21 protein-coding genes are annotated in these 25,775 nt (G+C 72.6%); 7 read left to right on the forward strand and 14 right to left on the reverse strand.

Going from position 1 to position 25,775, the window contains the following annotated elements; translation table 11 throughout:
- Window positions 1-25: 25 nt before the first annotated feature.
- Genes ACIRQY_RS01465 through ACIRQY_RS01520 form a run of 12 tightly spaced genes read right to left on the reverse strand, consistent with a single transcriptional unit; the run spans window position 26 to window position 16,429 of the window.
- On the reverse strand, window positions 26-1,270 hold the full coding sequence (locus tag ACIRQY_RS01465; protein ID WP_351791793.1) for an MFS transporter: 1,245 nt from the start codon (window positions 1,268-1,270) through the stop codon (window positions 26-28).
- Window positions 1,254-2,894 carry an amino acid adenylation domain-containing protein gene (locus tag ACIRQY_RS01470; RefSeq protein ID WP_403921478.1) on the reverse strand — a complete coding sequence of 547 codons (1,641 nt, stop codon included), beginning with the start codon at window positions 2,892-2,894 and terminating at the stop codon, window positions 1,254-1,256. The genes ACIRQY_RS01465 and ACIRQY_RS01470 overlap by 17 nt, the downstream gene beginning before the upstream one ends.
- On the reverse strand, window positions 2,887-4,023 hold the full coding sequence (locus tag ACIRQY_RS01475; protein WP_403922264.1) for an HAD-IIIC family phosphatase: 1,137 nt from the start codon (window positions 4,021-4,023) through the stop codon (window positions 2,887-2,889). Before ACIRQY_RS01475 ends, ACIRQY_RS01470 begins: the two co-directional genes overlap by 8 nt.
- 44 nt (window positions 4,024-4,067) lie before the next feature.
- Window positions 4,068-5,108 (reverse strand): 3-oxoacyl-[acyl-carrier-protein] synthase III C-terminal domain-containing protein, encoded by a 1,041-nt coding sequence (locus ACIRQY_RS01480; RefSeq protein ID WP_403921481.1) that lies wholly within the window; start codon window positions 5,106-5,108, stop codon window positions 4,068-4,070.
- Complete coding sequence (locus ACIRQY_RS01485) at window positions 5,105-6,232, reverse strand: acyl-CoA dehydrogenase family protein (protein WP_403921484.1); 1,128 nt, start codon at window positions 6,230-6,232, stop codon at window positions 5,105-5,107. Before ACIRQY_RS01485 ends, ACIRQY_RS01480 begins: the two co-directional genes overlap by 4 nt.
- Window positions 6,225-6,527, reverse strand: coding sequence for an acyl carrier protein (locus ACIRQY_RS01490; protein WP_403921487.1), 303 nt, complete (start codon window positions 6,525-6,527; stop codon window positions 6,225-6,227). Before ACIRQY_RS01490 ends, ACIRQY_RS01485 begins: the two co-directional genes overlap by 8 nt.
- The gene (locus ACIRQY_RS01495) at window positions 6,524-7,414 is read right to left on the reverse strand and encodes a 3-hydroxyacyl-CoA dehydrogenase family protein (protein ID WP_351791807.1); all 891 of its coding nucleotides are present in this window, start codon (window positions 7,412-7,414) and stop codon (window positions 6,524-6,526) included. Before ACIRQY_RS01495 ends, ACIRQY_RS01490 begins: the two co-directional genes overlap by 4 nt.
- Window positions 7,411-10,872, reverse strand: a complete 3,462-nt coding sequence (locus ACIRQY_RS01500) for a thioester reductase domain-containing protein (protein ID WP_403921490.1) — start codon at window positions 10,870-10,872, stop codon at window positions 7,411-7,413. The genes ACIRQY_RS01495 and ACIRQY_RS01500 overlap by 4 nt, the downstream gene beginning before the upstream one ends.
- A gap of 17 nt (window positions 10,873-10,889) precedes the next feature.
- Window positions 10,890-11,243: an acyl carrier protein gene (locus tag ACIRQY_RS01505; RefSeq protein WP_403921493.1), complete on the reverse strand. Its 354-nt coding sequence runs from the start codon at window positions 11,241-11,243 to the stop codon at window positions 10,890-10,892.
- Entirely contained in the window at window positions 11,240-14,299 is a 3,060-nt protein-coding gene (locus ACIRQY_RS01510) for a condensation domain-containing protein (protein WP_403921495.1), read from the reverse strand. Before ACIRQY_RS01510 ends, ACIRQY_RS01505 begins: the two co-directional genes overlap by 4 nt.
- Window positions 14,296-16,146 carry an amino acid adenylation domain-containing protein gene (locus tag ACIRQY_RS01515; RefSeq protein WP_403921498.1) on the reverse strand — a complete coding sequence of 617 codons (1,851 nt, stop codon included), beginning with the start codon at window positions 16,144-16,146 and terminating at the stop codon, window positions 14,296-14,298. Before ACIRQY_RS01515 ends, ACIRQY_RS01510 begins: the two co-directional genes overlap by 4 nt.
- A 52-nt stretch (window positions 16,147-16,198) precedes the next feature.
- Complete coding sequence (locus ACIRQY_RS01520) at window positions 16,199-16,429, reverse strand: hypothetical protein (RefSeq protein ID WP_403921501.1); 231 nt, start codon at window positions 16,427-16,429, stop codon at window positions 16,199-16,201.
- 273 nt (window positions 16,430-16,702) lie between these two features.
- Here ACIRQY_RS01520 and ACIRQY_RS01525 point away from each other — a divergent pair, with 273 nt between their 5' ends.
- From ACIRQY_RS01525 to ACIRQY_RS01555, 7 genes are all read left to right on the forward strand, one after another.
- Complete coding sequence (locus ACIRQY_RS01525; protein WP_403921504.1) at window positions 16,703-17,248, forward strand: GNAT family N-acetyltransferase; 546 nt, start codon at window positions 16,703-16,705, stop codon at window positions 17,246-17,248.
- 1,037 nt (window positions 17,249-18,285) lie between these two features.
- Window positions 18,286-20,004, forward strand: a complete 1,719-nt coding sequence (locus tag ACIRQY_RS01530; protein ID WP_403921506.1) for an RNase A-like domain-containing protein — start codon at window positions 18,286-18,288, stop codon at window positions 20,002-20,004.
- Window positions 20,005-20,014: 10 nt separating this feature from the next.
- Window positions 20,015-20,674 (forward strand): hypothetical protein, encoded by a 660-nt coding sequence (locus tag ACIRQY_RS01535; RefSeq protein WP_403921511.1) that lies wholly within the window; start codon window positions 20,015-20,017, stop codon window positions 20,672-20,674.
- A gap of 54 nt (window positions 20,675-20,728) precedes the next feature.
- Entirely contained in the window at window positions 20,729-21,130 is a 402-nt protein-coding gene (locus ACIRQY_RS01540) for a WXG100 family type VII secretion target (protein WP_403921514.1), read from the forward strand.
- Window positions 21,131-21,170: 40 nt separating this feature from the next.
- The gene (locus ACIRQY_RS01545; protein ID WP_351791836.1) at window positions 21,171-21,473 is read left to right on the forward strand and encodes a WXG100 family type VII secretion target; all 303 of its coding nucleotides are present in this window, start codon (window positions 21,171-21,173) and stop codon (window positions 21,471-21,473) included.
- Window position 21,474: 1 nt separating this feature from the next.
- Window positions 21,475-21,840, forward strand: a complete 366-nt coding sequence (locus tag ACIRQY_RS01550) for an RNase A-like domain-containing protein (RefSeq protein WP_351791839.1) — start codon at window positions 21,475-21,477, stop codon at window positions 21,838-21,840.
- Between the two features lie 11 nt (window positions 21,841-21,851).
- Window positions 21,852-22,490: a contact-dependent growth inhibition system immunity protein gene (locus ACIRQY_RS01555; protein ID WP_403921518.1), complete on the forward strand. Its 639-nt coding sequence runs from the start codon at window positions 21,852-21,854 to the stop codon at window positions 22,488-22,490.
- Window positions 22,491-22,643: 153 nt separating this feature from the next.
- On the opposite strand, the gene ACIRQY_RS01560 is transcribed toward ACIRQY_RS01555, so the two are convergent.
- Window positions 22,644-23,885, reverse strand: a complete 1,242-nt coding sequence (locus ACIRQY_RS01560) for a cytochrome P450 (protein WP_403921521.1) — start codon at window positions 23,883-23,885, stop codon at window positions 22,644-22,646.
- Window positions 23,886-24,092: 207 nt separating this feature from the next.
- Window positions 24,093-25,736, reverse strand: coding sequence for a phytoene desaturase family protein (locus tag ACIRQY_RS01565; protein ID WP_403922266.1), 1,644 nt, complete (start codon window positions 25,734-25,736; stop codon window positions 24,093-24,095).
- Window positions 25,737-25,775: the final 39 nt, after the last annotated feature.

The following is a 25,775-nucleotide window of genomic DNA, read 5'->3' on the forward strand; positions in this document are numbered from 1 at the left end:
CGTGCGTTCTCCGTTCGGGCGGCGGTCAGGAGGTGACGGCCGCTGCGGTGCCCGTCCCGGGGGCCGGTTCACGGGTGCGTTCGGCCCAGGAGGCCACCGCGGGCGCGGCGAGTCCGGCGCCGAGGAGCAGGGCCGCGAAGATGATCCAGGCCGGCCAGCCGAACTGCACGATGAGCAGCGTGGCGAGCGCGGGGGTGACCATCGAGCCGAGCTGGGTCGACATGCCGAACATGCCCTGGTACTGCCCCTGCGCGTGATCGGGGGCCAGGCCGAAGGCCAGCGACCAGGAACCGGCGCTGTAGAGCATCTCGCCGATCACGTGCACGGCGGCTCCGGCGAGCAGCGCGGCGACCGCGACCCACACCGGCCGGTCGGCGGCGAGTGCGAAGAACCCGCAGCACACCGCGAGGAAGACTCCGGACCGGCGCAGGGTGCGGGCGCCGCCGCGGACGTCCTCGCTGCCCTTGCCGGCGCGGACCTGGAAGAGCACGACCATGATCGTGTTGAGGATGAGGATCACCGAGTACAGCCACTTCGGCGCGTTGGTGTGGCCGGTGATCCAGATGGGCAGCGCGACCGTGAGGATGGCGACGTTCATCACCAGGACGGAGTTGAGCAGGGCCACCGCCGCGTACGGCAGGTCGCGCAGGACCACCCACTTGGGGCCGGTGCTCTCCTTCGGCACCGGAGCGACCGACGGCACGGTCGTGTAGGCGGCTCCGGCGATCAGGAACATCACACCGCCCGCGACGAGCAGGCCGATGTAGGCGGGCCGGTTGTCGAACCAGAGCGCGACGGCCCCGGCGGCGGCGCCGAGCGTCACCCCGAGGTTGCTGACGGCGCGCATGTACGACCAGGCGCGGACGCGGTCCTCCTGCGGGATGAGTCCGGCGATCAGCGCGCCGCGGGCGGCGTCCGTCGACGACTCGGCCATCAGCGCCAGGCTGGTGACCACGACGAGGGCGGCGAAGCTCTCGACGAAGGCGTACGCGCCGACGAACACGCCGAGCAGCAGCAGGAATCCGACGGTCGTGTTGCGCGGGCCCAGGATGTCGGCGAGCCGGCCGGCCGGGATGCTCGCGGCCATCGCCATCGCCGCGCCGATGCTCAGCGCGAGCCCGACCTGCACGGCGGGGATGCCGACGGTACGGGTGAAGAACAGCACGCTGACCGCCATCAGGACACCGTGGCCCGCGGTCTTGGCGAAGTTGCTCAGGCACAGGGTCCGAACGATGCCCGGTGGCGGGATGATGTCATCGAGAAACGCCATGATGGCCTCCACTGCCGCCGGCCGGTCCGGCCGCGGCGAGGTCGGGGGACTGGAGATCGCCGGTGATGCGTGGCCGGTCGATCTTGCCGTTGGGGTTCAGCGGCAGGGAGTCCAGGTGCCGGAACCGCCGGGGCACCATGTGGACCGGGATCCGCTTGCGAAGCCAGCGCCCGAGCTGCTGCGGTTCGACGGGCGTGCCGGTGTGGCAGCCGACGAGTTCGACGTCGTCGCCCCGCTTCAGCGCGATGACGACGGCCTGGTCGAGGTCCGGGTGGCGGCGCATGGCGGCCTCGATCTCGCCGAGTTCGACGCGGTAGCCGCGCACCTTGACCTGGTTGTCGAGCCGGCCGAGGTGCACGAGCCGGCCGGACTCCCAGCGCACCCGGTCACCGGTGCGGTAGTAGTGCTCCGCGGTGAGCGGGCCCTCCCCGTCGTACGGCGTGGCGCCGTCCTCGTCATGGCTGAGGAAGCGTCCTCGGTTGTCGGCCGGATCGAGATAGCCGTCGAAGCGCTGGGAACCCCGGACGACCAGCTCGCCCTCCTCGGCGGGGCGGCCCGCCTCGTCGAGCACCAGGTGGTCCAGGAAGTCGTAGACGGGCCCGACCGGCACGGTGTCGTTGGAGGTGGCGGGCCAGTCGGCCGGATCGGCGGCCAACGCGAACTCGGTGCACGCCACGGTCAGTTCGGTGGGGCCGTAGACGTTCTCGATCGACGCCTGCGGGGCGACCGCGTGCCAGGCCCGTGCCTGGTCGTAGGACAGCTGCTCGCCGATGAACACGCTCATCCGCAGGTCCGTCGCCAACCCGGTCGGCAGATTGCCGAGCTGGGCACTGACGGAGACCACGGACGGCACCGAGAACCAGTGCGTGACGCCGTTCTCCACGATGTAGTCGACCGGCGAGAGGAGTTCGGCTCGGCCCGGTACCACCAGCGTTGCTCCGCCGCCCCAGGTGACGAAGAGGTCGAACACCGAAGGGTCGAAGGTCAGATCGAAGGTGTGCGAGGTGCGGCAGCCGGGCCCGATGCCGTAGCGCTCGATGTTGTGCCCCAGGTACGGGCTCAGATTGCGGTGCCGGATCGGCACGCCCTTGGGGCGGCCGGTCGAGCCCGAGGTGAACAGGACGTACGCGACCTCGTCCGGCCCCGTGGTGTACGGCGGCAGCTCCGACGCGGGGGTGGCCGCCGTTCGCCCGGCGGCGGCCACCTCGGCCGTGTCCAGCCGCAGTTCGGTGGCCGCGCAGCCGCCGAGACCGCCGTCGAGCTGCGCCGCGTCCTCGGCGTCCACGATCAGCACCTCGGCGCCCGCCAGCTCCACGATCATCCGGTTGCGCTGCACCGGGAAGGAGGGGTTGACCGGGGTGACGCACGCGCCGAGCCGCTGACCCGCCAGATAGGCGGCGAGGACCGCCACCGAACGGGTCGCCATCACGGAGATCCGGCGGGGCGCGGAGCCGTGCGCCGCCAGGATCCGCGCGGCGATGTGCTCGGCGGCCCGCCGCAGCTCGCCGTAGCTCAGCACGGTGCCACCGGCCTCGACGGCGGGCTCCTCCGGGTGCCGCTCGACGGTCCGGTCGAACCACTCGTACAGGGTGCCGGGCAGCTCCCCCGGGGCGGGCTCAGCCATGCGACACCTCGGCGGCGACGACCGTACCGGCCCCGGCGCGCGGGACGGCCAGGTCGGGGGCGTCCAGGCGCATGGTGGTCGGTGGCTCCTGCCGTACGGGCTCGATGTGCAGCAGCTCGATGCCGTCCCGGTCCGGGCCGGTGACCGCGGCGGCGCACGGGCAGGCGTCGCCGGTGAAGCCCCCGAAGCGGTAGGCGACCTCCATCATCCGGTTGCGCTCGGTGCGCCGGAAGTCGGCGGCGAGGTGCACGCCCGCGGCCGCGGCCCGGTCGGTCAGCCAGCGCAGGATCACCGAGCCGGCGCCGAAGGAGACCACCCGGCAGGAGGTGGCGAGCAGCTTGAGGTGCCAGACGCCGGGGAGCCGTTCGAGCAGCAGGATGCCGACGGCTCCGTGGTCGCCGAAGCGGTCGCTCAACGTGACGACCAGTACCTCGTGCCCCGGGTCGGCGAGCAGCGCGCGCAGCTCGGCGTCGCCGTAGTGCACTCCGGTGGCGTTCATCTGGCTGGTGCGCAGGGTGAGTTCCTCGACCCGGGTCAGGTCGGCTTCGTCGGCCCGCCGGATCGTCATGACCAGGGCCAGCGTGCGCAGGAACTCCTCGTCGGCGCCGGTGAAGTCCTGGCGGGCCGCCTCCCGGCGGGATCCTGCCTGGTACATCTCGCGGCGGCGGCGCGAGTCGGCGGTGACGACCGGGCTGAACTCCGGGCGTCCGGTGAGTTCCAGCGCCTCCTCGGCCCGGTAGCGGCGCACCTCGGGGAGGTGATGGCCGACCTCGGCCCGCTCGGCCGGCTGGTCGTCGATGAACGCGAGGGTGGTGAGGGCGAAGTTCAGCTGCTCGGCGATGGCGCGCACGGAACCGGACTTGGGGCCCCAGCCGATCTGCGGGTGTACGAAGTACTGGGCCAGGCCCAGCTGTTCGAGCTGCCCCCAGGCGTGGTCGTGGTCGTTCTTGCTCGCCACGGCCTGGAGGATGCCGCGCTCGTCGAGGGTGGTGATCACCTGTCGGATCTCGTCGGGGAGCACGACCTCGCCGTCCTCGAGCAGGGTGCCCCGCCACAGCGTGTTGTCGAGGTCCCACACCAGGCACTTGACGGTCGTCACGGGGGCGGTCCCGGAGGAGTCCGGGGACACGGGGGAGTCGGGGATCTCGGAAGTCCCGGCGTTCTGGAGCACGGTCACACCTCCCACAGGGTCACGGCCCAGGCCGCGACCGGGCTGTTGTTGAGCACGAGCACGAGGTCCCCCGGGGCGAGTTCGCCGCGCGCGAGGAGCCGGTCGAGGTTGAGCACCACGTCCATGGCGCCGAGGTGCCCGTACACGGCGAGATGCTCGCCGCACACCGGATGGATCGGCAGGCCGAGCAGCGTCTCGTAGAACTGGTACGCGCTCGCGGTGACGTTCTGCATCAGCGTCGTGGCGACGGCGTCCTTGTCGACGCCCGCCTCCGCGAGCACCTCGTCGACCATCCGGGCCAGCCGCATCCGGCTGTTCATGGCCAGTTCGAAGCGGTACCGGTCGGCCGAGGAGCACTCCTCGCGCCACTCGTAGGACGGCACCTGCTTGTAGTCGACCCGGAACAGGTCGTGGAAGGTGCCGTCGGTCTCCTGGCGGTGGGCCCGCAGCACCGGCCGGCCGCCCCGGACCAGGGTCATCGCGTAGGCCCCGTCACCGATCACGGTGACCGGGTACCGGACCCGGTCCAGGCCGGTCGGGCGGCTGCCGTGGGCGATGAGCACGCTCTGCCGCGACGGGTCGGCGAGCAGCAGGTCACGGCCGAGCGCCCAGGCGGCGCTGGACCCGGTGCAGCCGAGCCCGTCGAGGGTGAAGGCGAAGGCGCCGTCGAGCTTCGCCTCGGCCTGCACCCGGCAGGCGTCCGAGCCGAGCAGGACGTCGGGGGCGCGCGGCCCGACCAGCATCAGGGTGTCGGGCCGGGCAACGGCGGGCCCGTTCCCGGCGAGCCCGTCCAGCCGGTCCAGCAGACCGCGTACGGCCAGGGCGGCCAGGTCACCCGCGGTCGTGTCCTCCAGGACGCCGACCGTACCGATGCCGCTGCCGCACACGAACTCTGCTGCCTGCGGGTCGAGTTCGGAGAACTCGGGCAGGTCGACGGGCGCGGTGAGGACGGTGGGCAGGACGGTGTGGACGACGCCGATGCCGATACGGGTGTCCGCGCCGGTCCCGGTCTCGCTGGCGCCCCTGTCTGAGGTGCGGCTCATGACCACACCGCCAGGGCGTGCTTGCCGAGCAGCAGCTGGCTGATCTCGTTGCTGCCCTCGATGATCTCCATCAGCTTGGCGTCCCGGTAGGCACGGGCCACCGGGCCGCCGTCCCGGGCGCCCGCCGAGGCGAGCACCTGCACGGCCGTGGCCGCGCCGCGTGCGGCGTGCCCCGCGGCGAGGTGCTTGGCGGTGACGGCGGAGGTGACCAGCTCGGGGGTGTTCTCGTCCCAGCAGCGGCTGGCCTGCTCGGCGCAGCGGGCCGATGCCTCGTGGGCGACGTGCAGCTCGGCCAGGTGCCGGGCGACCAGCTGGTGGTCGGCGAGCGGCGCGCCGAACTGACGCCGGGTCGCGGCGTGCGAGGCCGTGGCCCGCAGACAGGCCCGCAGGATGCCGACGCAGCCCCAGGCCACGGAGACCCGGCCGAAGGTGAGCGCCGAGGTCACCAGCCAGTCGACCGGGAGCCCGGCGCCGCCGAGCAGCCGGTCGGCCGGCAGCCGCACCCCGTCGAAGGTGATGTCGGCGTGTCCGGCGGCCCGGCAGCCCATCGGGTCAGCGACCCGCTCCACGGTCACGCCAGGTGCGTCCGTGGGGACGACCACCGCGCCCGCCCCGGCGCCGTGGCGGCCGAAGACGACGAGCAGGTCGGCGTAGGCGCCCACGGTGATCCAGGACTTGCGGCCGTCCAGGACGATCGTGTCGCCCTCGGTGCGGATCGTGGTGCCCATCGCGCCGAGGTCACTGCCCGCGCCGGGCTCGCTGAACGCCACCCCGGCCAGTCGGCCGGAGGTCAGCTCACGCAGGTGGACGGCCTTCTGCTCGTCGCTGCCGAGCCGCTCGACGGTCCAGGCGGCCATGCCCTGCGAGGTCATCACGCTGCGCAGGGAGGAGCACAGGGCGCCCACGTGGGCGGTCAGCTCGCCGTTGTCGGCGCTGCTCAGACCCAGACCGCCGTACGCGGCGGGGACCTGGGCGCAGAGCATCCCCTTGCCGCCGAGCTCTCGCAGCACGTCGAGCGGCAGCTCACCGGACCGGTCCCAGCCGTCTGCGCGGTCGCCGATCAGCTCGGAGGCCAGCAGCTGCGCCTCGGCGCGGGCATTGCCGCCCGCCGTCGGCTCACTCATCGACGCCGTCCCGCAGCCGCAGTACGAGCGCGGTCATGGCGTCCACGCTGCGGAAGTTGTCGAGCGTGAGGTCGGGGCCGCCGACCTGCACCCCGAAGGACCGCTCGACGTGCACCAGCAGCTCCATCGCGAACAGGGAGGTGACCAGACCGGTGGAGAACAGGTCGACGTCGGCGGTGACCTCGGTCTTGGTGCGCTGCTCCAGGAACGCGGTGAGCGTCTCGCGGATGGCGGCGGTGTCCTGCCCGGCCGCGCCCTGCCCGGTGGCGTCCTGCTGAGTGGTGGGGGTGCTCATGTCGTGCTTCCTCCGTAGGCGAAGAATCCGCGGCCGGTCTTGCGGCCGAAGTCGCCGGCGGCGACCTTTTCCAGGAGCAGGGCGCAGGGCTCGTAGCCCGCGTCCCCGGTGCGCTCGTGCAGGACGCGCAGGGAGTCGACCACGTTGTCGAGACCGATGAGGTCGGCGGTGGCCAGCGGGCCGGTGGCGTGGCCGAGGCAGCCCTCGAAGGCGGCGTCGACGGACGCCGGGTCGGCCACGTCCTCGGCGACGATCCGGGCGGCCTCGTTGATCATGCGCTGCAGGATCCGGTTGATCACGAAGCCGGGCCCGTCGCCCACCACGACCCCGCGCTGGCCCAGGGCCTCCAGGAGCACCTGGGCGGCGGCGACGGCGGCCTCGCCGCTGCGGGGCCCGCGTATCAGCTCGGAGGTGTGGATCAGATAGGGCGGGTTCATGAAGTGGATGCCGACCAGGTCCTCCGGCCGGGCCACCGAGTCGGCCTGCTCGTCGATCGGCACGGCCGAGGTGTTGGAGATCAGCAGGGTCCCGGGGGCGACCACCGCCGACACCTCGGCGAGCACCTTCGCCTTGAGCGGGGCCAGTTCGGTGACGGCCTCGACGACGGCGGTCGCCCCGGCCACGTCCCCGATGAGGGTGGTGGTGACCAGCTCGCCGGTCGCTCCCTCGCGCGGCAGCTTGCCCATCATCCGGGCGAACCGCAGCTGCCCGGTGGCCGCGGTACGGGCCTTGGCAAGGATCTCCTCGGAGACGTCGACGAGGATCACGTCGATGCCACGGCCCAGGGCCAGTGTGGTGATGCCGGTGCCCATGACGCCCGCGCCGATGACGGCGAGCCGGTGCGGGGCGGCGTTCTCGTCGCCGGACGGCGTCGGGTCGTCGCTCACTTCTCCCCCTCGATGCCCGTGCCCGCGCCCTCGGCCGCCAAGGCGGGCAGGAGCGAGCCGATGTCCTCGGTGCGGTGGGCCAGGAAGGCCAGTCCGCCGCGCAGCTGCTCGCCGGTGACCAGCGGGGAGAGCCCGGCCTTCCGCAGCCACGGCTGCCAGCCGCGCGCCTGCACTCCGGCCTCGTCCAGCTCGTGGCCCTCCATCTCGTAGAGGGCGGTCGCCGCCAGTACCTTGCTGCCGGTGGCCGTGGCGCGCTCCGCGACCAGCCGCTGCCACTCGGTCAGCGGCACGGTGCGGGTCGGAAGTCCCGCTTCCTCCAGCGCCTCGAAGAGGTCTTCCAGGCTCGGCGAGATCTCGTCGACGAGGTGGTAGGCGCGGCCCACCGACTTTCCGGACAGGGCGAGTTCGGCGACCGCGCGGGCCAGCACGTCCACCGGGGAGACCGGCATCCCGCGGTCGTCGACCGGACGGGCGCCGACCACCAGGCCGCTGGCGAGCAGGAACCAGATGAGGTCCTTGTCGTTGCAGGCGCCGGTCGTGCTGGAGGCCATGATCAGGCCGGGACGGAACACCCGTACCCGCATCCCGTCCTGGTCGGCGCGCTCCAGGAGCCGCTCGCCGACCCACTTGCTGACGCCGTAGCCGCCGAGCTGCGGGTCGAGCGGCTGCTCGCGGGTCTCCATCAGCCGTCCGTCGGTGCCCGCGGGGGCGGTGGCGGCGACGGTGGAGATGAAACTGATGTCACGGATGCCGAGCGGACGCATCCAGTTCAGCAGCGCGACCAGCGGCAGGATGTTGTCCTCGCGCAACATGCGGTACGGCTCGGTGAAGACGACCTTGGCGGCGCAGTGCAGCACATGGCCGACCCGCTCCGCGAGTTCACCGCCTCGGTACGTCGCGCAGACCTCGGCGATGCCGCGCAGGTCGCCGGGGACGGCGTGGACGCGCTCCGGGTCGGGCTCGGCCAGCCCGAACTTGGCGGCCGTCGCCCGCAGCCGGGCCATGCCCTCGGCCTCGTCGGCGGCCCGGACCACGCAGTAGACACGGCCCTTGGAGGCGCGCACCAGCTCGTCGAGGAGGAAGGCGCCGAGGTAGCCGGTGGCACCGGTGAGCAGGACGTCCTTGCCGGGCGCGGTCTTCTTGGCGAGCGGCTCCAGGGCGATCTGCAGGTCGGCGTCGACGAGCGCGCCGTCGCCGTCGGACGCCGGGTCGACCTCCTCGTCGCCGAGGCCCGCGCCGTTCAGCAGGCCCTCGACGATGGTGGTGAGGCGGCGGACGGTGGCCTGGCTGCCGCCCGCCCGGTGGATGTTCACCAGGACGCCGAAGCGCTGCTGGATCTCCAGGACCAGCTGCACGGACAGCAGCGAGGTGCCGCCGAGCGAGGCGAACTCGTCGTCCAGGCCGATGGTCTCGTGGCCGAACAGGTCCTTCCACAGCTGGATCAGACCGGCCTCGACGCTGCCCTCGGCCGCGGTGGACGCGGTGCCGGTGACGGCGGGCGCGGCGGCGACCGGCCCGTCGTAGCTGAGGTGGTCGAGCGCCCAGTGACGCTTGCGGGTGAAGGGGTACGTCGGCAGCGCGACGCGGCGGCCCCGTCGGCCGTCGAGCGCGGACCAGTCCACCTCGGCGCCGTGCAGCCACGCGGTGGTCACCGCGTCGTCGAGGAGCTCGGCGAGGGCCTCCTCGTCCAGCGGGTCGGCCAGGGCCACCACATGACGGCCCTTCGCGGGCTCGCCGTGACCGACGAGGATCGGGAACCGACCCTCGGGCACGCTGTCCTGAGAATCCGTCAGGGATTCCCCCAGCTCGGGCAGTGCGGCCCGCAGACCGGCCAAGAGCGCGGCCGACGGCTGCGGGGCGTCCGTCGAGGGCAGGACGAGGACGGGGCGGCGGCCCGCGGCCCGCTCGGTCCGCACGGCGGGCGGCCGTGGCATCCGGAGCGCGGCGGCCAGGCGCTCGCGGGGCGCGCTGACCACGCGCCGCTCGTCGAAGACGGCCCGGCCCGCCCGCAGGGTGTGGGCGACGTCCCCGGCGTCGAGGTCACCCTCGTCGAGGGCGTCGGCGAGCCTGCGGCAGGCCTGGTCGAGCTCGGCGCGGGTACGGGCCGACAGCACGAGGCGCACGGTGGCGCGGCTCGGGGCCGAGGGGCGCACCGGCTCCGGCGGGGCGGCCAGCACGATGGCCGCGTTGGTGCCGCCGACCCCCATGGAGTTCACCAGGACGTGCCGGTCGGCGTCGGCGCACTCCTCGCCGGTGGTGGTGACGAAGAACGGGCTCTCGTCCAGGATGCCCGGGTCGCGCGGCCGCTCGAAGGTCGGGTGCGGCGGGATCTTGCCGGTGCGGGCGACGTGCACGGCCTTGATGAAACCGGCGATGCCGGCGGCCGGACCGGTGTGACCGATGTTGGACATCACCGAACCGAGCGCGCAGTACGAGGTCTTGTCGGTGCTGGCGCGGAACGCCCGGTCGAGCGCGATCAGTTCGATGTTGTCGCCGACCGGTGTCGCGGTGCCGTGCGCCTCCACGTAACGGAGCTTGTCCGCGCCGACCCCGGCGGTGCCGAGGGCCGCGGCGACGACGTCGGCGACACCGCGCGGGCTGGGCGCGATGAATCCGAGCCGGTCGCCGCCGTCGTTGCCCACGGCGCTGCCCCGGATGACCGCGAGCACGTTGTCGCCGTCGGCGAGCGCGTCGTCGAGGCGGCGCAGCGCGACGACGCCGACGCCCGAGCTGTAGGTGGTGCCGGTCGACGAGGCGTCGAAGGAACGGCAGTAGCCGTCCTCGGACAGGACGCCGCCGGGCTGGTGGCGGTAGCCGCGGAAGGGTTCGAGGACCGTCGCGCCGCCTGCCAGGGCGATGTCGCACTCGCCGGACAGCAGGCTCAGGGTGGCGTAGTGCACACCGTACAGAGAGGAGGAGCAGCCGGTCTGGAGGCTGACGGCGGGGCCGCGCAGTCCCAGCTTGTAGGCCGCGCGCGAGGTCATGAAGTCGGCCTGCCCGCCGACGGTGAGTTCGAGGTCGTCGACGGCCGCGCGCAGCCCGGACTCACGGGCCTTCGCGGCGAGCAGGGCGGCGGAGTAGTTTCCGGCGGCGCTGCCCGCGAACACACCGACGACGGGGCCGTTCTTGCTCGCGGGGTGCCCGGCGCTCTCCAGCGCCTCCCAGCAGGCCTCCAGGAAGATCCGCTGCTGCGGGTCGATGGTCTCGGCCTCGCGGGGCGGGTAGCCGAAGAACGGGGAGGCGAAGTCCTCGACGCCGGGCAGCGAGGTGGCGACGCTGACGAAGGCGGGGTCGGCGAGCATTTCCTCGCTGACACCGGAGGACTTCAGCTGCTCCGGGGACATCTCGCGCATGGAGACGACGCCCCGGTCGATGTTGCGCCAGAACTCCTCGGGAGTGGTGGCGTCGGGGTAGCGCAGGCCGATGCCGATGACGGCGATGTCGGTGGCGTTGCTCATGGTCCGGGTTCCCTCGCTCACTCGGAGACGCTCTGGTCGCGGCGCGCGCGGCCGAGCAGGCCGGCGCGGTTGCGCGCGCCCAGGTCGGTCAGCCGCTCCTCGGCGCCGGAGGTGTCGGCCAGCAGGGCCACCTGGGCCTTGACGGTGCTGTGCTGGAACAGGTCGGAGACCTTCAAGGTCCGTTCCGTCAGCGGTTCCAGCTCCTCCCACAGCATGATGAGCAGCAGTGAACTGCCGCCCGCCTCAAGGAAGTTGACGCCCTCGGGTACCTGATCGGCACTGTCCAGGTCGAGCACGTCGGCCCAGGCCTGCCGGACCCGGTCGAGCAGGTCGGCCTCGCTGAGCGGGGTCGTGGCCACGGTGTTGTTCACGAGATGCTCCTGGTGAAGGGGTGGGAGTCGGGGGCGGCGGCGAGGTCTTCGGCGGCGGCGACCACGTCGCTGAGGAGCGTCTCGGCCGTGTCCCGGGTGAAGAGGTTGACGGCGTACGCCAGGCAGAGGTCCAGCTGGTCCTCCGTGGCCTCGGTGGCGACGAGTTCGAGCTCGTACTTGATGTGCAGCGGTTCCAGCGGGAGGAGCCGGGCACCGACGCCGTCGGCGAGGGCGGCCGGTCCGGTGTCGCCGCTCCGGGCGCTGAGGAACACCGGGGTGAGGGCGGGTCTGCTGAGGTCGCGGTCGCTGTGCAGTTCGTTGGCGAGGACGTCCAGGGCCACGTCGGCGTGCCGGTAGGAGACGGAGCAGCTCTCCCTGACGCGGCTGAGGAGCTCGCGCCAGGTGGGTTCGCCGCGCAGGTCGAGCCGGAGGATCAGGGTGTTCACGAACATCCCGATCGCCTCGGTGGCGGACGGCTCCTCGCGGCCCGCCCACGGGAAGGCGAAGAGGAAGTCACGCTGGCTGCCGCGCCGGGCCAGGGCCACGGCGAGCAGTGCCGCCGTGGTCATGAAGAGCGTGCAGCCGTTGACCTCGGCGGCCACGGCGCGCAGCCGGGCGGCGGTCTTCTCGGGCAGTCGGGCGGTCAGCGAGACCGCCTCGGTGGACTGGAGTTCGGCTCGCGGCCAGTCGTGCGGCAGCGCGATGTCGTTCGGCGCGCCGTCGAGGTGTTCGAGGAGCGCGGTGGCCTGCTCCCGCTCCCGCGCGGGGGCGGCCGGACCGAGGCGGGCCGGGTGGGTGGGTTCGGCGAGTACGGGCGTGGCGCCGGTGGAGAGGGCGCGGTAGGCCGTGCCGATCTCCGCGAGCAGCAGGTCGCGCGACCAGCCGTCGGCGACGATGTGGTGGACCACCAGGGCGAGCACGGTCCGGTCGGGGCCGAATCCGAGGATCTCGGCGCGGGCGGGCGCCTCCCGCGCGAGGTCCATCGGCGCCCAGCACAGCTGGGACAGCCTGCCGCGCAGCCGGTCGGGATGCCAGTTCGCGGCGTCGGTGACCTCGACCGGAGCCGGAGTGGCCGTGGTGCGGTAGGCGACGTGGCGCTTGCGCCGGTCGAGACAGAACACCGAGGACAGCGCGGGGTGGCGGGTGAGGACGAGGTCCACGGCCCTGCGCAGGACATCGCGGTCGACGGCTCCGGCGTACTCGACGAGGGTGGGGATCAGATAGGCGGAGCGCAGCGACGGCAGCCGGTCGAGGAACCAGAAGCGCTGCTGCACCGGAGAGGCCTGGTGCGTCTCGGTGTCCCCGCCGGCGGGCGGCGCGGTGGGCCGCTCGGCGGGCTCGGGCGTGACCCCGGCGGCCCGTGCCTCGGTGAGGAGACGGGCGAGACCGGCGACCGTGGGCCGTGGGAGGAAGGCCCGCGGCGAGACGGCGAGTCCGTGCCGCCGCTTGGCCTCGGCGAGCATGCTGACCGCGAGCAGCGAGTGCCCGCCGAGCGCGAAGAAGTCGGTGTCCGCGGTGAGCGCCGCCGCCGGGGGTACGGGCCCGAGCCCGCCGCGCTGGGCGAGCGCGGTGACGAAGAGTTCGGCTGCCTCGGCCTCGGCTCCGCCGAGTGCCGGACCGAGCGCCGCACCGGGCGTCGGGGGCGCGTCGGCCGCTCGGCCGCCGTCCGGGACGGTGGTGTGGGTGACCGGCTCGGGCGGCGGGGGCAGTTCGTCGGCCCGTGGCTGGCCCGGCAGTTCCGGCAGCGCGTCCAGCGGCGCGTCCGGATCCGCGACCGCCGCGTCGAGCAGCGCGGCCACGCCCTCGGCGAGGGCCCGCACGGAGGATCGGCGGTACAGCTCGGTGTCGTACTCGACGGTGACGTCCAGACCGGCGGGCCCGTCCTCGAGGATCAGCAGGAGGTCGAACTTGGCGGTCCCGGTCCCCAGGACGGCGGGCGCGGTCCAGCCGCTGCCGCCGGACCGGGGCGAAGGCGCGTTCTGGTAGACGAATCCGACCTCGACCAGCGGCCGACGGCCCGCCGCGTGCGCGGCGGCCACGGCCGCGGTGAGCCGGTCGAACGGCACCCGCTGGTGCGACAGCGAGCGGAACGCCTCCTTGCGGGTGGCCTTGCACAGGCCCCGGAACGAGTCCGCCGGATCGATCCGGCAGCGCAGCGGCGTGTTGTTGACGAAGAAGCCGACGGCCTCCTCGAGGCCCGGGTGGTCCCGATTGGCCGTCATCGTGCCGAGCAGGAAGTCGTCACGGCCCGACCAGCGACGCAGGACCGTCTGGACGGCCGCGGTGAGCACCACGTACGGAGTGACGCGCAGGGCGCGGGCGAACTCCTCGACCCGGCCGCGGACCTGCGGCGGGACGGTGACGGTGAGCTGCTCGCCGGACCGGGTGCCGTCCGGGAGGGCCGTCCGGTCGGCGCGGCCCGCCAGCCGGAGGCCGGGGGCGACCCGCAGCATCTCGGCGACGCGCTCGTCCAGGGCCCGCACGTTCGCCGCGTCGTGCTCGGCAGCGCGTTCGAGCGCGGCGAAGTCGGCGTAACGGGTCGGCAGCGCGGGCAGCTCCGCCGGATCTCCGGCGGCCACCGCCTCGTAGGCGCGGGCCAGGTCGTCGAAGAGCGGTGCCAACGACCATCCGTCCACCGCGATGTGATGGATGGTCAGCAGCACGGCGTCGCCCTCGGGCAGGCCCCGCCACAGTGTGCACCGCACCAGCGGACCGGTCGCCAGGTCGAAGGGCGCCCGGCCGCGTTCCCGTGCCTCCCGCTCGACCCGGCTCGCCGCCTCCGGCTCACCGGTGAGGTCGACGACCTCGACCGGCACCGGCTCGGCCGGGCGCACCTCCTGCACCGGGCGGCCGTCGACGAGGCCGTAGACGGTGCGCAGCGGCTCGTGCCGCCCGGCCACCGCCCCCAGGGCGAGGGAGAGGACCTCGGGGTCGAGCGGTCCCGGGGCGCGGAAGAACAACGGGACGTTGTACGTCGGGTTGCCCGGCGAGGTGGCGTCGGCGAACCACAGGCGCTCCTGGGCGAAGGAGAGCGGTGAGGGCCGGTTTCCGGTCATGAGGCGCCCGCCAGGGAGGTCGAGGCCACATGCGCGGCCAGCTCGTCGAGGCTGTCGGTCAGCAGCACCGCACCGGCGTCGACCCGGACGCCGAGGCGTTCCCTCACCCGTACGGTCATCTGCATGGCGAGGATGGAGTTGCCGCCGAGGTCGATGAAGTTGGCGGTCGGCTCCACGGACTCGGTGCCGAGCACCTCGCGCCAGATGTCCTGGAGCACGGCGAGCGCCGGGGCGTGGCCGGGCACGGCGTCGGGGCCGGTGCCGGTGGAGACCTCCGGCGCCGGTCCGCCGGGCGGCGCGGCGGGCGCGTCGAGGAGCCGCAGCAGCTGCGTACGGTCGGCCTTGCCGGTCGAGCCGAACGGGACCCGGTCGAGCACCAGCCAGCGCGACGGGAGCATGTAGCTCGGCAGGGTCTCGCCGAGCTGCCGGTGGAGGGCGGCGGGCAGCTCCGCGCGGCCGGTCCCCGCGTCGGCCTCGGGCGAGGGCAGGACGAAGCCGACGAGCGTGGCGGCGGCGCCGTCCCCGGTCTTCTCGACGAAGGCCGCGTCGGCGAGGCCGCCGGTCGTCGCGGCCCGCTCGATCTCCTCCAGCTCGATGCGGAAGCCGCGCAGCTTGACCTGCCGGTCGGTGCGGCCGAAGAGCTCGACGGCGCCGCTCGGGAGCAGGCGGCCGGTGTCGCCGGTGCGGTAGATCCGCGCACCGGTCGAGGGCAGTGTGACGAAGCGGTCCTTCGTCAGCTCGGGGCGGGCGAGATAGCCGAGCGCGACACCCGGCCCGCCGACGCACAGCTCACCGGTACCACCGGCCGGCACGTCGTTCAGCTCCGCGTCCAGGAGGTGCAGGGAGGTCTCCTGGAGCGGGAAGCCGACCGGCACCCGGTCGAGACCCGAAAGGCTCGCCTCGGTGCAGTCGAAGTACGCCGCGAAGGTGGTCGTCTCGGTCGGGCCGTAGCCGTTGACCAGCCGCCCCGGCGGTCGCGCCGCCAGCACCCTGCGCACCGCGCCCAGCTCCAGCTGCTCACCGCCGACCACGACGGTGCCCACGCCGGAGAAGGCGTCCGCGCTCTCGCGCGCCACCGTGTGGAAGAGCGAGGTGGTGAGGAACATGGCGTCGATCCGCTCGGTACGGATCAGCGCGGTCCACTCGTCCATCGCCAGCTCGGTCACGGACGGGAAGACCACGACCGTCGCGCCGCCGCAGAGCGCGTTCCACACCTCGAAGGTGGTCGCGTCGAAGGCCGGATTGGCGGAACTGGCCACTCGGTCGCCCGGTTCGACCGTGCAGAACAGCGCGTTGAGGGCGAGCCGCAGCACGGCCCGGTGCGGGACGACGACACCCTTGGGGCGGCCGGTCGAACCCGAGGTGAAGTTGACGTAGGCCGGGTCGTCGGCGTCACCCGTCGGCGCGGGCACCGGCAGACCCGGGTCGTGCTCGGGCTGGTCGAGCGGCTCGACGCCCTCGGGCAGCCAGGAGGACAGTTCGGACCAGCGGCCCGTGTCGGCCCGCCGGGTCTCCGGAGCGCGGACGATCACCCGTGAGCCGGACTCGCGCACGATGTCGGCGAGCCGCCCGGTGGGGGCGAGGGCGTCGAGCGGGAGGTAGGCGGCGCCGCAGCGCAGGATGCCGAGGAAGGTGACGATCAGGTCGACCGAGCGGTCCTGCGCGACCGGTACGAGATCGCCCCGGCCGACACCCCGGCGGGCCAGCTCGGCGGCCAGCCAGCCGGAGCGCCGCCACAGCTCCCGGTACGAGAGTGCCCGGCCGCCCGCCGGTTCGCGTACCGCGCAGACGTCGGGCGCCCGCTCGACCCACTGAGCCACGACGTGGTGCACGCCGACTGCCGTCATTTCCTGCCTCTCCGCTGAAATCGAAAGCAACTGTGCGTCGAACGGGACCGGATCATCCCCAGCCGTGGTCCTCGGTTCCGCCGGCGAGGGCGAGAAGGCCGTCCTCCGCCGCGGGCTCGATGCCGATGAACCGGCCCCAGCCGTGGTCCGCCACATTCCGGCCGGTCGTCTCGGCCAGGGAACCGGCACCCGCCAGGAGATCACCCGAGACAGCCGGAGCGGTCGCGAGGAAAATGGCCGAGACGGCCAATCCCGTGGACTTGACTAACCGGTGGGTACGCATCGTTCTCCGTTTCGGTCGACGGCCTTCGAAGGTTTTCGGCCGCGTTCGCTTTCCGACCTCCACATCGTGTGATGAGCGAGGAGCGCGGATCAATGAACCGTGATCGCATACCTGTGCGGCGCATCATCATGCGGACCGGTGAAACGGGCATCCCGGACTGCCCAGGTGAGCGGGCTCGTCGGCGCTCACCTAGGCTGGGCAGCGTTCACCGGAGGGGCGGGCGCGCGTCATCTGCCCGTCGTGGCAACCGGATCCGACTCGAAGGAGGCTCGTGTGACACTCTTCGGCCACGACCTGACAGACTCCGCCCAATTGCGCCCACTGGAACCGTGGCAGGCGGAAGAATTCGCCGAGTACGTCGCCCGGGTACGGCCGCATCTCGCGCCGTGGCTGCCCTGGGCGCACTTCGTCGTGGACGCGGAATCCGCCCGCACGTTTCTCCAGCGGTACGCGGACACGCAGAGTCAGGACGGCGGCCGGATCTTCGGCATCTGGGTCGACGGCAGAATGGAGGGCGGGGCGCTGTTCCGTATTTTCGACACGCCGACCGGCGTGTGCGAAATGGGTGTCTGGCTCTCCCCGGACGTCCAGGGAAAGGGCCTCGTCACACGCGCCGCCGAGTATCTCGCCGACTGGGCACTTCGGGTGCGCGGAATGCACCGGGTGGAATGGCGGGTGACACCGGCCAACGAGCGGAGCATTGCCGTGGCGAAACGGCTCGGAATGCGGTACGAGGGCACGCTGCGTGAGGTTTTCGCGTTCAACGGCGCGCGGCAGGACCTGGAGGTCTGGGCGTTGCTCGCGGGGGACCGAGGCTGACAGGACGTTCACGGCGGCCGTTGGCCGTGTGACCGTCGGCCGAACGCGGGGAACCGGCCCGGCGGGTGGGCCCGGCCCCCTGCCGCCCCGCTGAACAGGACTCCGGTCGGCGCGGCGGCCGGACAGGTCGGGGACGGCGATCGGTCCGGGCCATGGCAGGGCGGCTCGGCGGCGCCTGGAGTGGCCCCAGACCGGTCGGCCGAGCACGTCCGGGCAAGTACGCGCCACACTGTGCCGACGGGCAGGGCATCCCGCTCACCGCGTCCCTGACCGGCCGAAACCGCGACGACATCACCCGGCTGCCGCCCTCGCCCGGGAAGAACCCGCCCCTGGGCCGGCGCGTCCGGCGGGAACGCGGACCATCCCTCCAGCCTCCAGCCGCCGGGGGCCAGCCGCACCCCCCCGGCATCAGGCCGCCCCATGCTCCGTCACTCCGGTACACCCCGGAGCTCCGGGTGCCGCTCACCCGCCGGATCCGAGGCGCCGCAGCAGCCCGGTGCGTCGCCAGGCCGTGCCCCCGACCGTGACTGTTCCCCCTGCCGTCGCGCCCCGGTCCGTGCCCCCGTAGCGGCCAGGACCCCGATCGCCCGGTCGTCCACCGGAGTTCACCACCGGCTCGGCGGGACCGATGACCCACCTACGACTTCTTCAGGCCAACTCTGCTACGGCTCAAGTGAATTGACGCACCACCCTGCTAGCTTCGGCCACAGTCTGACGGAGTCGGGGGGGCTCATGGGACGGGAACGGGCCACACACACGCACTCCGGTGTGCCGAGCGCGACGTGCGGCACGGCCGGGACGTCCCGGTGAGTACGCCCATGCCGAGCCCGACCGGTACCGCGTCGCCGAGCACCAGCCCGAGCTCAAGCCCCCAGCCCACCACGTCACCGACCGCCGGGGCCAGTCCACCGCCACCGTCCGGACAACCCGGAGGTCCGTCCGGCTCCCAGCCGACGCCGTCGCCGGCCCCGAACGATCCGCCGGTCCCACCGGGCCCCGCTCCACCCGCCCAGTTGCCGCCGACGCCCCCGCCCGCCGTGAGCAACCCGTGGACGGCACCCGGCGGATTCGACGTACAGCCCTCGCACCTGTATCAGGTCTCCTCGGCCCTCGCCGTCGAGCAGCAGTCGTTCCACAGGGCGCTCGCACAGTTCCTCGACGTCCACTCCGGCTATTCCAAGGTCGGCGGATCCGGCACGGTCACGGTCGAGTTCGCCGCCCAGTACGCCGCGGTCCTCGCCCTGCTCATCGAGGTGCACGGCAAAGCGGTGGTCGCCATCGGCGGCGCGGCGGTCGGCTTCAGTACCACGGCCGACAACTTCCGGCAGGCGGACGCGGCCACCCATCCCTTCAACCCGCCCTTCACACCGCAACCGCCGCCCCAGGTCATCTCCACACCGCCGGTGTACGCGCCCCCGCCACCGTTCGGCGTCCGCGACGGCAACGCCGTCGACGACTTCGCTGACATCTTCGACGACGGAGACATCCCCGGCTCCCTGATGCGCACCGTGATCGAGGAGGCACTGCGCACCGGCCGCGCGCTGGAGATCCTCCCGCTCCCCAACTACCTCAGGGTCAACGAGCTCTCCCAGGCTTGGCTCCCGTACCAGACGGGCCTCGGCATCATCCAGGGGCAGCTCACCAGCACCGTCGACGCCATCACGGACCACTCCAACGGGGACTGGCACGGGGCGATGCTGCAGTTCGTGTCGTCGCTGTGGGGCACGACGGCCTGGGGACAGAACACGTCGGGCTACGCATGGGCACACACGCCGCCGACCGGCGCGGGCACGAGCCTCCCGGTCTTCGGCGTCCTCAGCACCACCGCCCAGATGCTGGCCCAGACGATCCGGTCCTACGCGGAAGCCGCCGAGAAGGTCCGCACGGAGCTGCGCGGGATCCTGTACAAGGCCATCAGAGATGCCTTGGCCCTCCTCGACCTCACCGACGCCAAGGACTTCTTCACGAACTTCTTCGAGCGCCTCAAGAAGTTGTGGAAAGGGCTGGGCGCCGCGGTCCTCCTCAGCATCGACACGGACGCCGTCAACCGGGCCGTCGACACCTACGAGACCGCGCTGCGCACCCAGACGCAGGAGGTCAAGAACCTCCTGGAGCCGCTCCGCGAGGCCGCCCGCGCGGTGCCGACCTTCCAGTCGCAGTCGGCCCGGGCGGAAGCGTTCGGCGCCCGCTCGCTCTTCGAGTTCGACCGGTCGATCGTCCCCCTCAACGAACAGTCCCGGGACCCGAACAACCGCTTCGGCATCGACCTCGCGTCCATGGAATGGGAGCGCAACGACTTCCAGCCACCGCCGCCCGACGCGCTGAGGCCCGGGAAGGAGGCCCACACGATCGACAAGCACATCGGGCTCACCCCGGAGCAGCTGATGCACCGGCTGCGGGACCAGGGCGGCGCGGACGCGTCGACCTTCCGTGACCTTCCGTCCGCCGAGCGGTACGTACAGGCCGCGGTGAACGAACCAGCGAAGGCGTCCGAGTTGCAGACCTGGATGCGCAACCAGGAACAGAAGGTGGCCAACGGCACTTTCAAGCCCGGGTCGGTCAAGGCCTGGGACTTCCCCGTCACGGACGCGAACGGGCAGGCGGTGGCCGTCGGCACCTCCGTGAGCCAGGCGGACTTCTCCGCGTCGGGCTTCTCGGCCCAGCCCAAGAACGTGCACACGGTGCACGTGGTCCTCGCCTACTCGCCCGAGTCGAAGTCCTTCTACGTGCTGACCGCCTACCCGAAGGCCCCCTAACATGCGTCAGGTGACCGAACCGACTGACGCCCTCCTCACCAGCGGGGTGCTGGCCCGCCTCGTCGGCCTCGCCGCTGCCTCGCGGAACCCGGGGGCCGCCCCCTTGGAGGACGAACTCCAGCGGTTCTCCCGGCTGATGCGGGACTCGCACACGATCGCCTGGGTCATGCCCTTCGAGGCGGTGGCCTCGCTCCTCGACGGCCTCGCGGACGAGTGCGGCACGGAGCGGTTCACCACCAGACCGGCAGTGTTCCGGGACCGGCTCGCCCGCGCGGCCGGTGACGAACCCGCCGACGCCTTCCTGCGTTCCCTGGCGGAACTCGTCCGCGACCCCTGGTTCGGCGTCGCCCCGGGGTATGACGAACTTCCGCTCTCGCAGTGGGAGGCACTCGCCCGCTTCGACGTCGTCAACGAGTTCGCGTCACAGCTGCCCACCGGCGAGTACGGCATCGACCCGGAGGCGGAGGCACGTGACCTGGTCGCCATGGACCACCCTGACTGCCACGACAGGATCGCCGATCTCGCGGGCCAGGCGCAGCGCCTCCTCTGTATGTTCCGTTCGCCCGCCGAACTCGACGCGGCCTTCGCACCCGTCATGCCGTCGGTGACCGACGCCCGGCTGAGGCTCCTCCTCGCCGCCGTCCACGCCCACTTCGCCGAGCAGCACTGACCCGGCGCCCCACCACCCCACCCACCCCCCGCCGTCACGGAAGGAGCCACCGCGATGCCCCACCAGCCCGACCTCGCCGTGACGGAAGAGGACCTGAAGTGTCTCGCCGACGACCTGGACGCCATGCGTACGCACATCGACGGACAGGTGCGCAGGATGGACGCGATCGTCGACCGGGCCGAGGCGCGATGGCGCAGCGAGGCGGCGACGGCGTACCGGAAGCTGCACCGGGAGGCCGGTGCGGACGCCGTACGGGTCCGGGAGATCCTCGGCGTCCTGGCGGAGGCGGTCCGGATGAGCCGGGACGGGTTCACCCGGCAGGAGCTGGACGCCCTGCGGCGCTTCCGGGCCGAGTCGAAGGGGGTCGACGTCGACGCGGAGGTACGAGCACTGTCCGGGGAGGCGCCGGGCGGTGGTGGCGGGACGGCGCCGACCAGCAGGATCCACGACATCTGAACGTACGCCCGAACACGAACACCCGTGAGGCAGGGGGAACATGAACGACGACGGCTCGATCACGGTCGACCTGGTCGCGCTGCGCGAGATGGCGGGCGACCTGGAGGACATCGTGAAGTCGCTCAACGAGCGCCTGGCCGCGCTGTACGAACGCGCGGTGCCGGTCGTCCTGGCCTGGCAGGGCGAGGCCCGCGAGGCGTTCGTCGACGAACTCGACCGCTGGGACCGGCAGATGGAGGATCTGCAGGCCGCGCAGAAATGGCTGCACGCCATCGCCGCGACCGGGCACGCCAACTACTCCGCCGCCCAGCGGGCCTCCCTGCGCGGCTGGGGCGGGGCCTGACATGACTTCCGGTACGACCCCCGACCTGACGAAACCGCCCGCGCCACCCGTTCGCGCGCGCGCCGACCGCGCCGCGACCTTCCCGGACCGGGCGACCGCCCGGTGGGCCACCCAGCAGGCCATCGAGCTGAACGAGCAGCTCATCCACCGCTGGCTCGCCCAGTCCACCCGGCGGCGACTGGTCATCGAGGCCACCTGGCCCTCACGGCCCGATCCGGTGGGCACGCTGCTCACCAACGGGATGGCGCTGGCGGGCCAGGAGCCCGTCCCGGTGCGCGCCGTCCGGGTCGTGCTCCGCCGGACCGGATCCGGCGGGCCCGGCGGGCCTCCCTTCACCGTGCACTCCTCCCTGCCCATCGTCCTGTAGAGGCCGCTTCCGTGTCCCTGAACCCCGCCGAGCACGACCGCAAGTACGGCGAGCTCGACCAGGTCGTCCGCTCCCACCTGGGTGTCGGTCCGCACGCGCCCGAGGCGGTGACGGGCTATCTGCGGCAGACCTGGCGCACCCGGCCCTGGGCCATCGCGGTCGCGGCGGAGCAACTGCGGGTCTACGCCGACAATCCGCCGGGGCGGCTGCGGTTGCGGCTCGGCGAGTACTACCGGCTGCCCGACGTGGGACTGCCGCCCGAGGAGATCCGGGGCTGGCTCACGGGCCTCGCCGACCGTCTCGACGCGAGCCTGGTGAACGGCGAGGCTCCACCGCCCGGCGCGCCGGAGAGCCCCTGGGAGTGGCGGGCCCGCTTCCCCGAGCTGGCGCAACTGCTCGGGGGCTGGTTCACGCAGGACATGCCGGAGGAGTACGACGATCACGAGGCGGCGCTCGCCGACTATCTGGACGGCACCGATCCGGGCCTGGTCGCCCAGGTGACGGGGGAGCTGTACGACCTCCTGGCCCTCGGCCTCGACGAGGACGGCCTGGCGCTGGCCCTGGTGACGCTCGGCGCGGAGGTCGAGCCCCCGGCGCCGTACACCCCGGGCGCCTGGCTGGCCACACTCGCCGCCCGCCTGCGCGGCTGACCGGCCCCGCCCCGGTCACGGCGTACGGCGCGGGCACCGTACGGCCCGGCCGTGACCGGCACGGGTCCGTACGGTGTGCCGGCGGCCGGGGCCGACCCGACCCCGACACTCCACGTCATCGCGCGAGCCGCCTCGGCCCGCCTCCCCCGTGGCTCACCAGGTGACCGGCAGGGAGCGCAGGCCGCTGAAGAACTCCTTCGAGCGCCAGCGCAGTTCCTTCTCCGGGACGGCCAGGCGCAGGCCGGGCAGGCGGGCCGTGACGCGTTCCAGGGTCGTCTGGAGTTCCAGGCGGGCCAGATGGGCACCCAGGCAGTAGTGGATGCCGTGTCCGAAGCTGATGTGCGGGGTGCCCGGCCGGTCGAGCACGATGCGGTCGGGGGACGGGAAGGCGACCGGATCGTGGTTGGCGGCCGCCTGGGAGACCACGACCGGCTCGCCCGCCCGCACCAGGACCCCGCCGAGGTCCACGTCCTCCTCCGCGTACCGGGGCAGGGTCAGACCGTTGAGCAGCGGTACGAGCCGCAGGAGTTCCTCGACCGCGCGGGGGATCACCTCGGGCCGCTCGCGCAGCGTCGTGAGCAGCTCCGCGCCGCCACCGCCCGCCTCGCGCGGGAGCAGCAGGACCGCGAAGAAGTTGGCGATCTGGTTGGTGGTGGTGACGAAGCCGCCGATCAGGACCTCGTTCAGCAGACCCATCAGCTCGTCCGCCGTCAGGGCGCCCTCATCGGCGGCCCTGACCAGGACGGTGATCAGGTCGTCGGCGGGGGTCCTGCGGCGCGTCTCGACCCAGTCGTTCATACGGCCGAAGAAGTCCTGCGCGTGGCGGCGTACCACCTCGGGGGTCACACTGCCGGAACACACGGTGTCCGCCCAGGTCCGCAGTCCCGGCTGATCGGCCTCCGGTACGCCCACGATCTCGCAGATCAGCGTCATGGGCAGGGGGAACGCGAGGTCCTCCACGAGGTCGGCGGGCGGGCCCGCCGCCACGATCCGGTCGAGGAGCCCGTCGGCCACCTCACGGACCCGGCCGCGCAGCGGCTCCATCCGGCGGGCCGTGAACTCCTTCGCGAGGAGCGTGCGCAGCCGTGTGTGGTGCGGGGCGTCGAGCGCGATGAGACCTCCGCCGGCCCGGGGCATCGGGCCGATCCTGGGCTGGTCGCGGCGGACGGCCTCCGCGAGGCTGAAGCGGGGGTCCGACAGGACGGCGCGGACGTCCTCGTAGCTGGTCGCGAGCCAGGCCTCGTCCCCGTACGGCAGCCGGACACGGACGGGGGGCCCGTCGCGCAGCTGCCCGTAGCCCTCGGGCAGACCCAGTCCGTCGCTCGTCCAGAACGGGTACGCGAGGGGCTCCGGGGTGGCTTCCGGGGCGGGGCGGACATCAGGGGGCAAGGTCACGGGACGCCTTTCTGGGCGGTGCCGAATGCACAGCGGTGCGGATTCTCGGGCGGTGCGGCTTCTCGGTGGTGCGGGTACTCAGCGGATGCTCGGGCGGTGCGGATGCTCGCGTGGCACGGTCCCTCCCGTACCGCCGGAACACCCGGCCTTGCGGGGCTCCGGCGGTACGGGACTCCGGCGATACGGGACCCCCGGCGGTACGGATCCTCAGCGGTGCGGGCCCACCGGGACGTCGACATGGGTAGGGAGCGGGGCACTGGTGTCGACGGAGGCGGTGAAGTCGAGCCCGTCGTCCCGGCAGATGAACTGCATGACCTGCCGCCCGGCCGCCGCCGCGCGGATCAGGCCGCCGGTGGTGGCCCAGACCCCGGAGAGGTAGAAGTTCCCCAGGCCGGGCAGGACGGGCCCGTTCTTCTTGACGAGCTCCTCCATCGCCTCGCCGCTCTCCACGAAGGGCTGCCAGCCCAGGAAGGTGCCCTCGAAGCTGTTGGTGTAGCGGATCTGGGTGAGCGGGGTGCAGGTGTCGCGGACGGCGACGGAGTCCTTGAGCCCCGGATACAGCCCGTCGAGGTAGTCGACCACGGCGTCCCGCGTCCGCCGCTTGGCGAGGGTGTACGCCTTGCCGCGCTTCACCGGCAGGGTGTGCAGCTCCGTCCCCCGGCGGGCGCGGCTGAGCCGCTCCGGCCCTTCGGCCAGCTCCCGCCAGGGCGCGGTGTCGGAGAAGTAGGTGGCGTAGACGACGCCGGTGCCCTCGGGCGACAGCTCGGGGTAGAAGTGGTTGCGGAACTGCACGTTGAGGCTGGGATGGCGGATGCCGGTCAGCCGGGACGCCGTCTCCTCGTCGAGCAGGTGTGTCGTCGTCGGGTCGGCGTCCGGGAACGGCCGGCGCAGACCGAGGAACACGCTCGCGTAGCCGGGGAAGACCATGCCCGGCTGGTGCAGCGTCTCCCGGTACAGGGTGGCGTACTCGCCCTCCAGATAGCGGCCGTCGAGCAGTTCGAGCAGCGTGGTCGGACCGTCGCAGGCCGAGACGATGATGTCGGCGTAGTGGTCCTCGCCGTTGGAGAGGCGCACTCCGACGGCCCGGTCGTCCTTGACGAGGATCTCCTCGACCATCGCGTTGTACGTGATGTCGCCGCCGAGGGCCAGATAACGCTGCTCGATGGAGCGCGCCAGGCCCAGCGAGCCGCCCTCGGGGACCCCGGCCGAGCGGTGCGCCTGGGCGGCCATCTGGAAGTAGAACGGCAGGACGGGGAAGCCGGGATGCTTCTCGTACAGGATGTAGTTGAAGGCGTCCCTGAGGAGCGGGTCCTTGAAACGGGCCGAGTACTCCGTCATCAGCACGGACATCGACGTGCGGAAGAGATTGAAGTACGGCAGGAAACCGGCCAGCATCCGCCACCGCTCCCGGCGGCTCATCAGCCCCACCGGCTTGAGGAACGGATACGAGGGCAGACAGGCGATGAACTTGCGCAGCCCCGCGCAGAAGTTGCGGATCGCCCGTGCGTCGGGCGGGGACAGCGACAGCAGATGGCTCTCCAGCCGGTCGGGGTCGCAGTAGAAGTACACGGTGCGGCCGTCCCTGCCGCGCACGGTGTTGAACACGTCGAAGTGACGCATCTCCTTGCCCTGGAGCGCCCCGAGTTCGAGCCAGATCTGATGCATCTCGTTGCCCGGACCGTTGCCGAGCAGCCAGCTGATGCAGGCGTCGAAGGTGTAGTCGCCGCGCCCCCATCCGGTGCAGCAGCCGCCGGGGATCTCGTGCATCTCGAAGACCCGGGTGCGGTACCCGTTCATCTGGCCGTACGCACCGGTGGAGAGACCGCCGAGGCCCCCACCGATGATGATCATGCTCTTCCTGCGTGTCGTGGTCGTCGCGGTCACGTGACC

Source organism: Streptomyces sp. NPDC101490, assembly GCF_044767145.1.
Taxonomy (GTDB): domain Bacteria; phylum Actinomycetota; class Actinomycetes; order Streptomycetales; family Streptomycetaceae; genus Streptomyces.

Bases quoted from the DNA above. Each gene is read 5' to 3' on its own strand.
- ACIRQY_RS01465 (WP_351791793.1), bottom strand. From the start codon at position 1,270: ATGGCGTTTCTCGATGACATCATCCCGCCACCGGGCATCGTTCGGACC.
- ACIRQY_RS01470 (WP_403921478.1), bottom strand. From the start codon at position 2,894: ATGGCTGAGCCCGCCCCGGGGGAGCTGCCCGGCACCCTGTACGAGTGG.
- ACIRQY_RS01480 (WP_403921481.1), bottom strand. From the start codon at position 5,108: ATGAGCCGCACCTCAGACAGGGGCGCCAGCGAGACCGGGACCGGCGCG.
- ACIRQY_RS01485 (WP_403921484.1), bottom strand. From the start codon at position 6,232: ATGAGTGAGCCGACGGCGGGCGGCAATGCCCGCGCCGAGGCGCAGCTG.
- ACIRQY_RS01490 (WP_403921487.1), bottom strand. From the start codon at position 6,527: ATGAGCACCCCCACCACTCAGCAGGACGCCACCGGGCAGGGCGCGGCC.
- ACIRQY_RS01500 (WP_403921490.1), bottom strand. From the start codon at position 10,872: ATGAGCAACGCCACCGACATCGCCGTCATCGGCATCGGCCTGCGCTAC.
- ACIRQY_RS01510 (WP_403921495.1), bottom strand. From the start codon at position 14,299: ATGACCGGAAACCGGCCCTCACCGCTCTCCTTCGCCCAGGAGCGCCTG.
- ACIRQY_RS01515 (WP_403921498.1), bottom strand. From the start codon at position 16,146: ATGACGGCAGTCGGCGTGCACCACGTCGTGGCTCAGTGGGTCGAGCGG.
- ACIRQY_RS01520 (WP_403921501.1), bottom strand. From the start codon at position 16,429: ATGCGTACCCACCGGTTAGTCAAGTCCACGGGATTGGCCGTCTCGGCC.
- ACIRQY_RS01540 (WP_403921514.1), top strand. From the start codon at position 20,729: ATGCCCCACCAGCCCGACCTCGCCGTGACGGAAGAGGACCTGAAGTGT.
- ACIRQY_RS01545 (WP_351791836.1), top strand. From the start codon at position 21,171: ATGAACGACGACGGCTCGATCACGGTCGACCTGGTCGCGCTGCGCGAG.
- ACIRQY_RS01550 (WP_351791839.1), top strand. From the start codon at position 21,475: ATGACTTCCGGTACGACCCCCGACCTGACGAAACCGCCCGCGCCACCC.
- ACIRQY_RS01565 (WP_403922266.1), bottom strand. From the start codon at position 25,736: ATGATCATCATCGGTGGGGGCCTCGGCGGTCTCTCCACCGGTGCGTAC.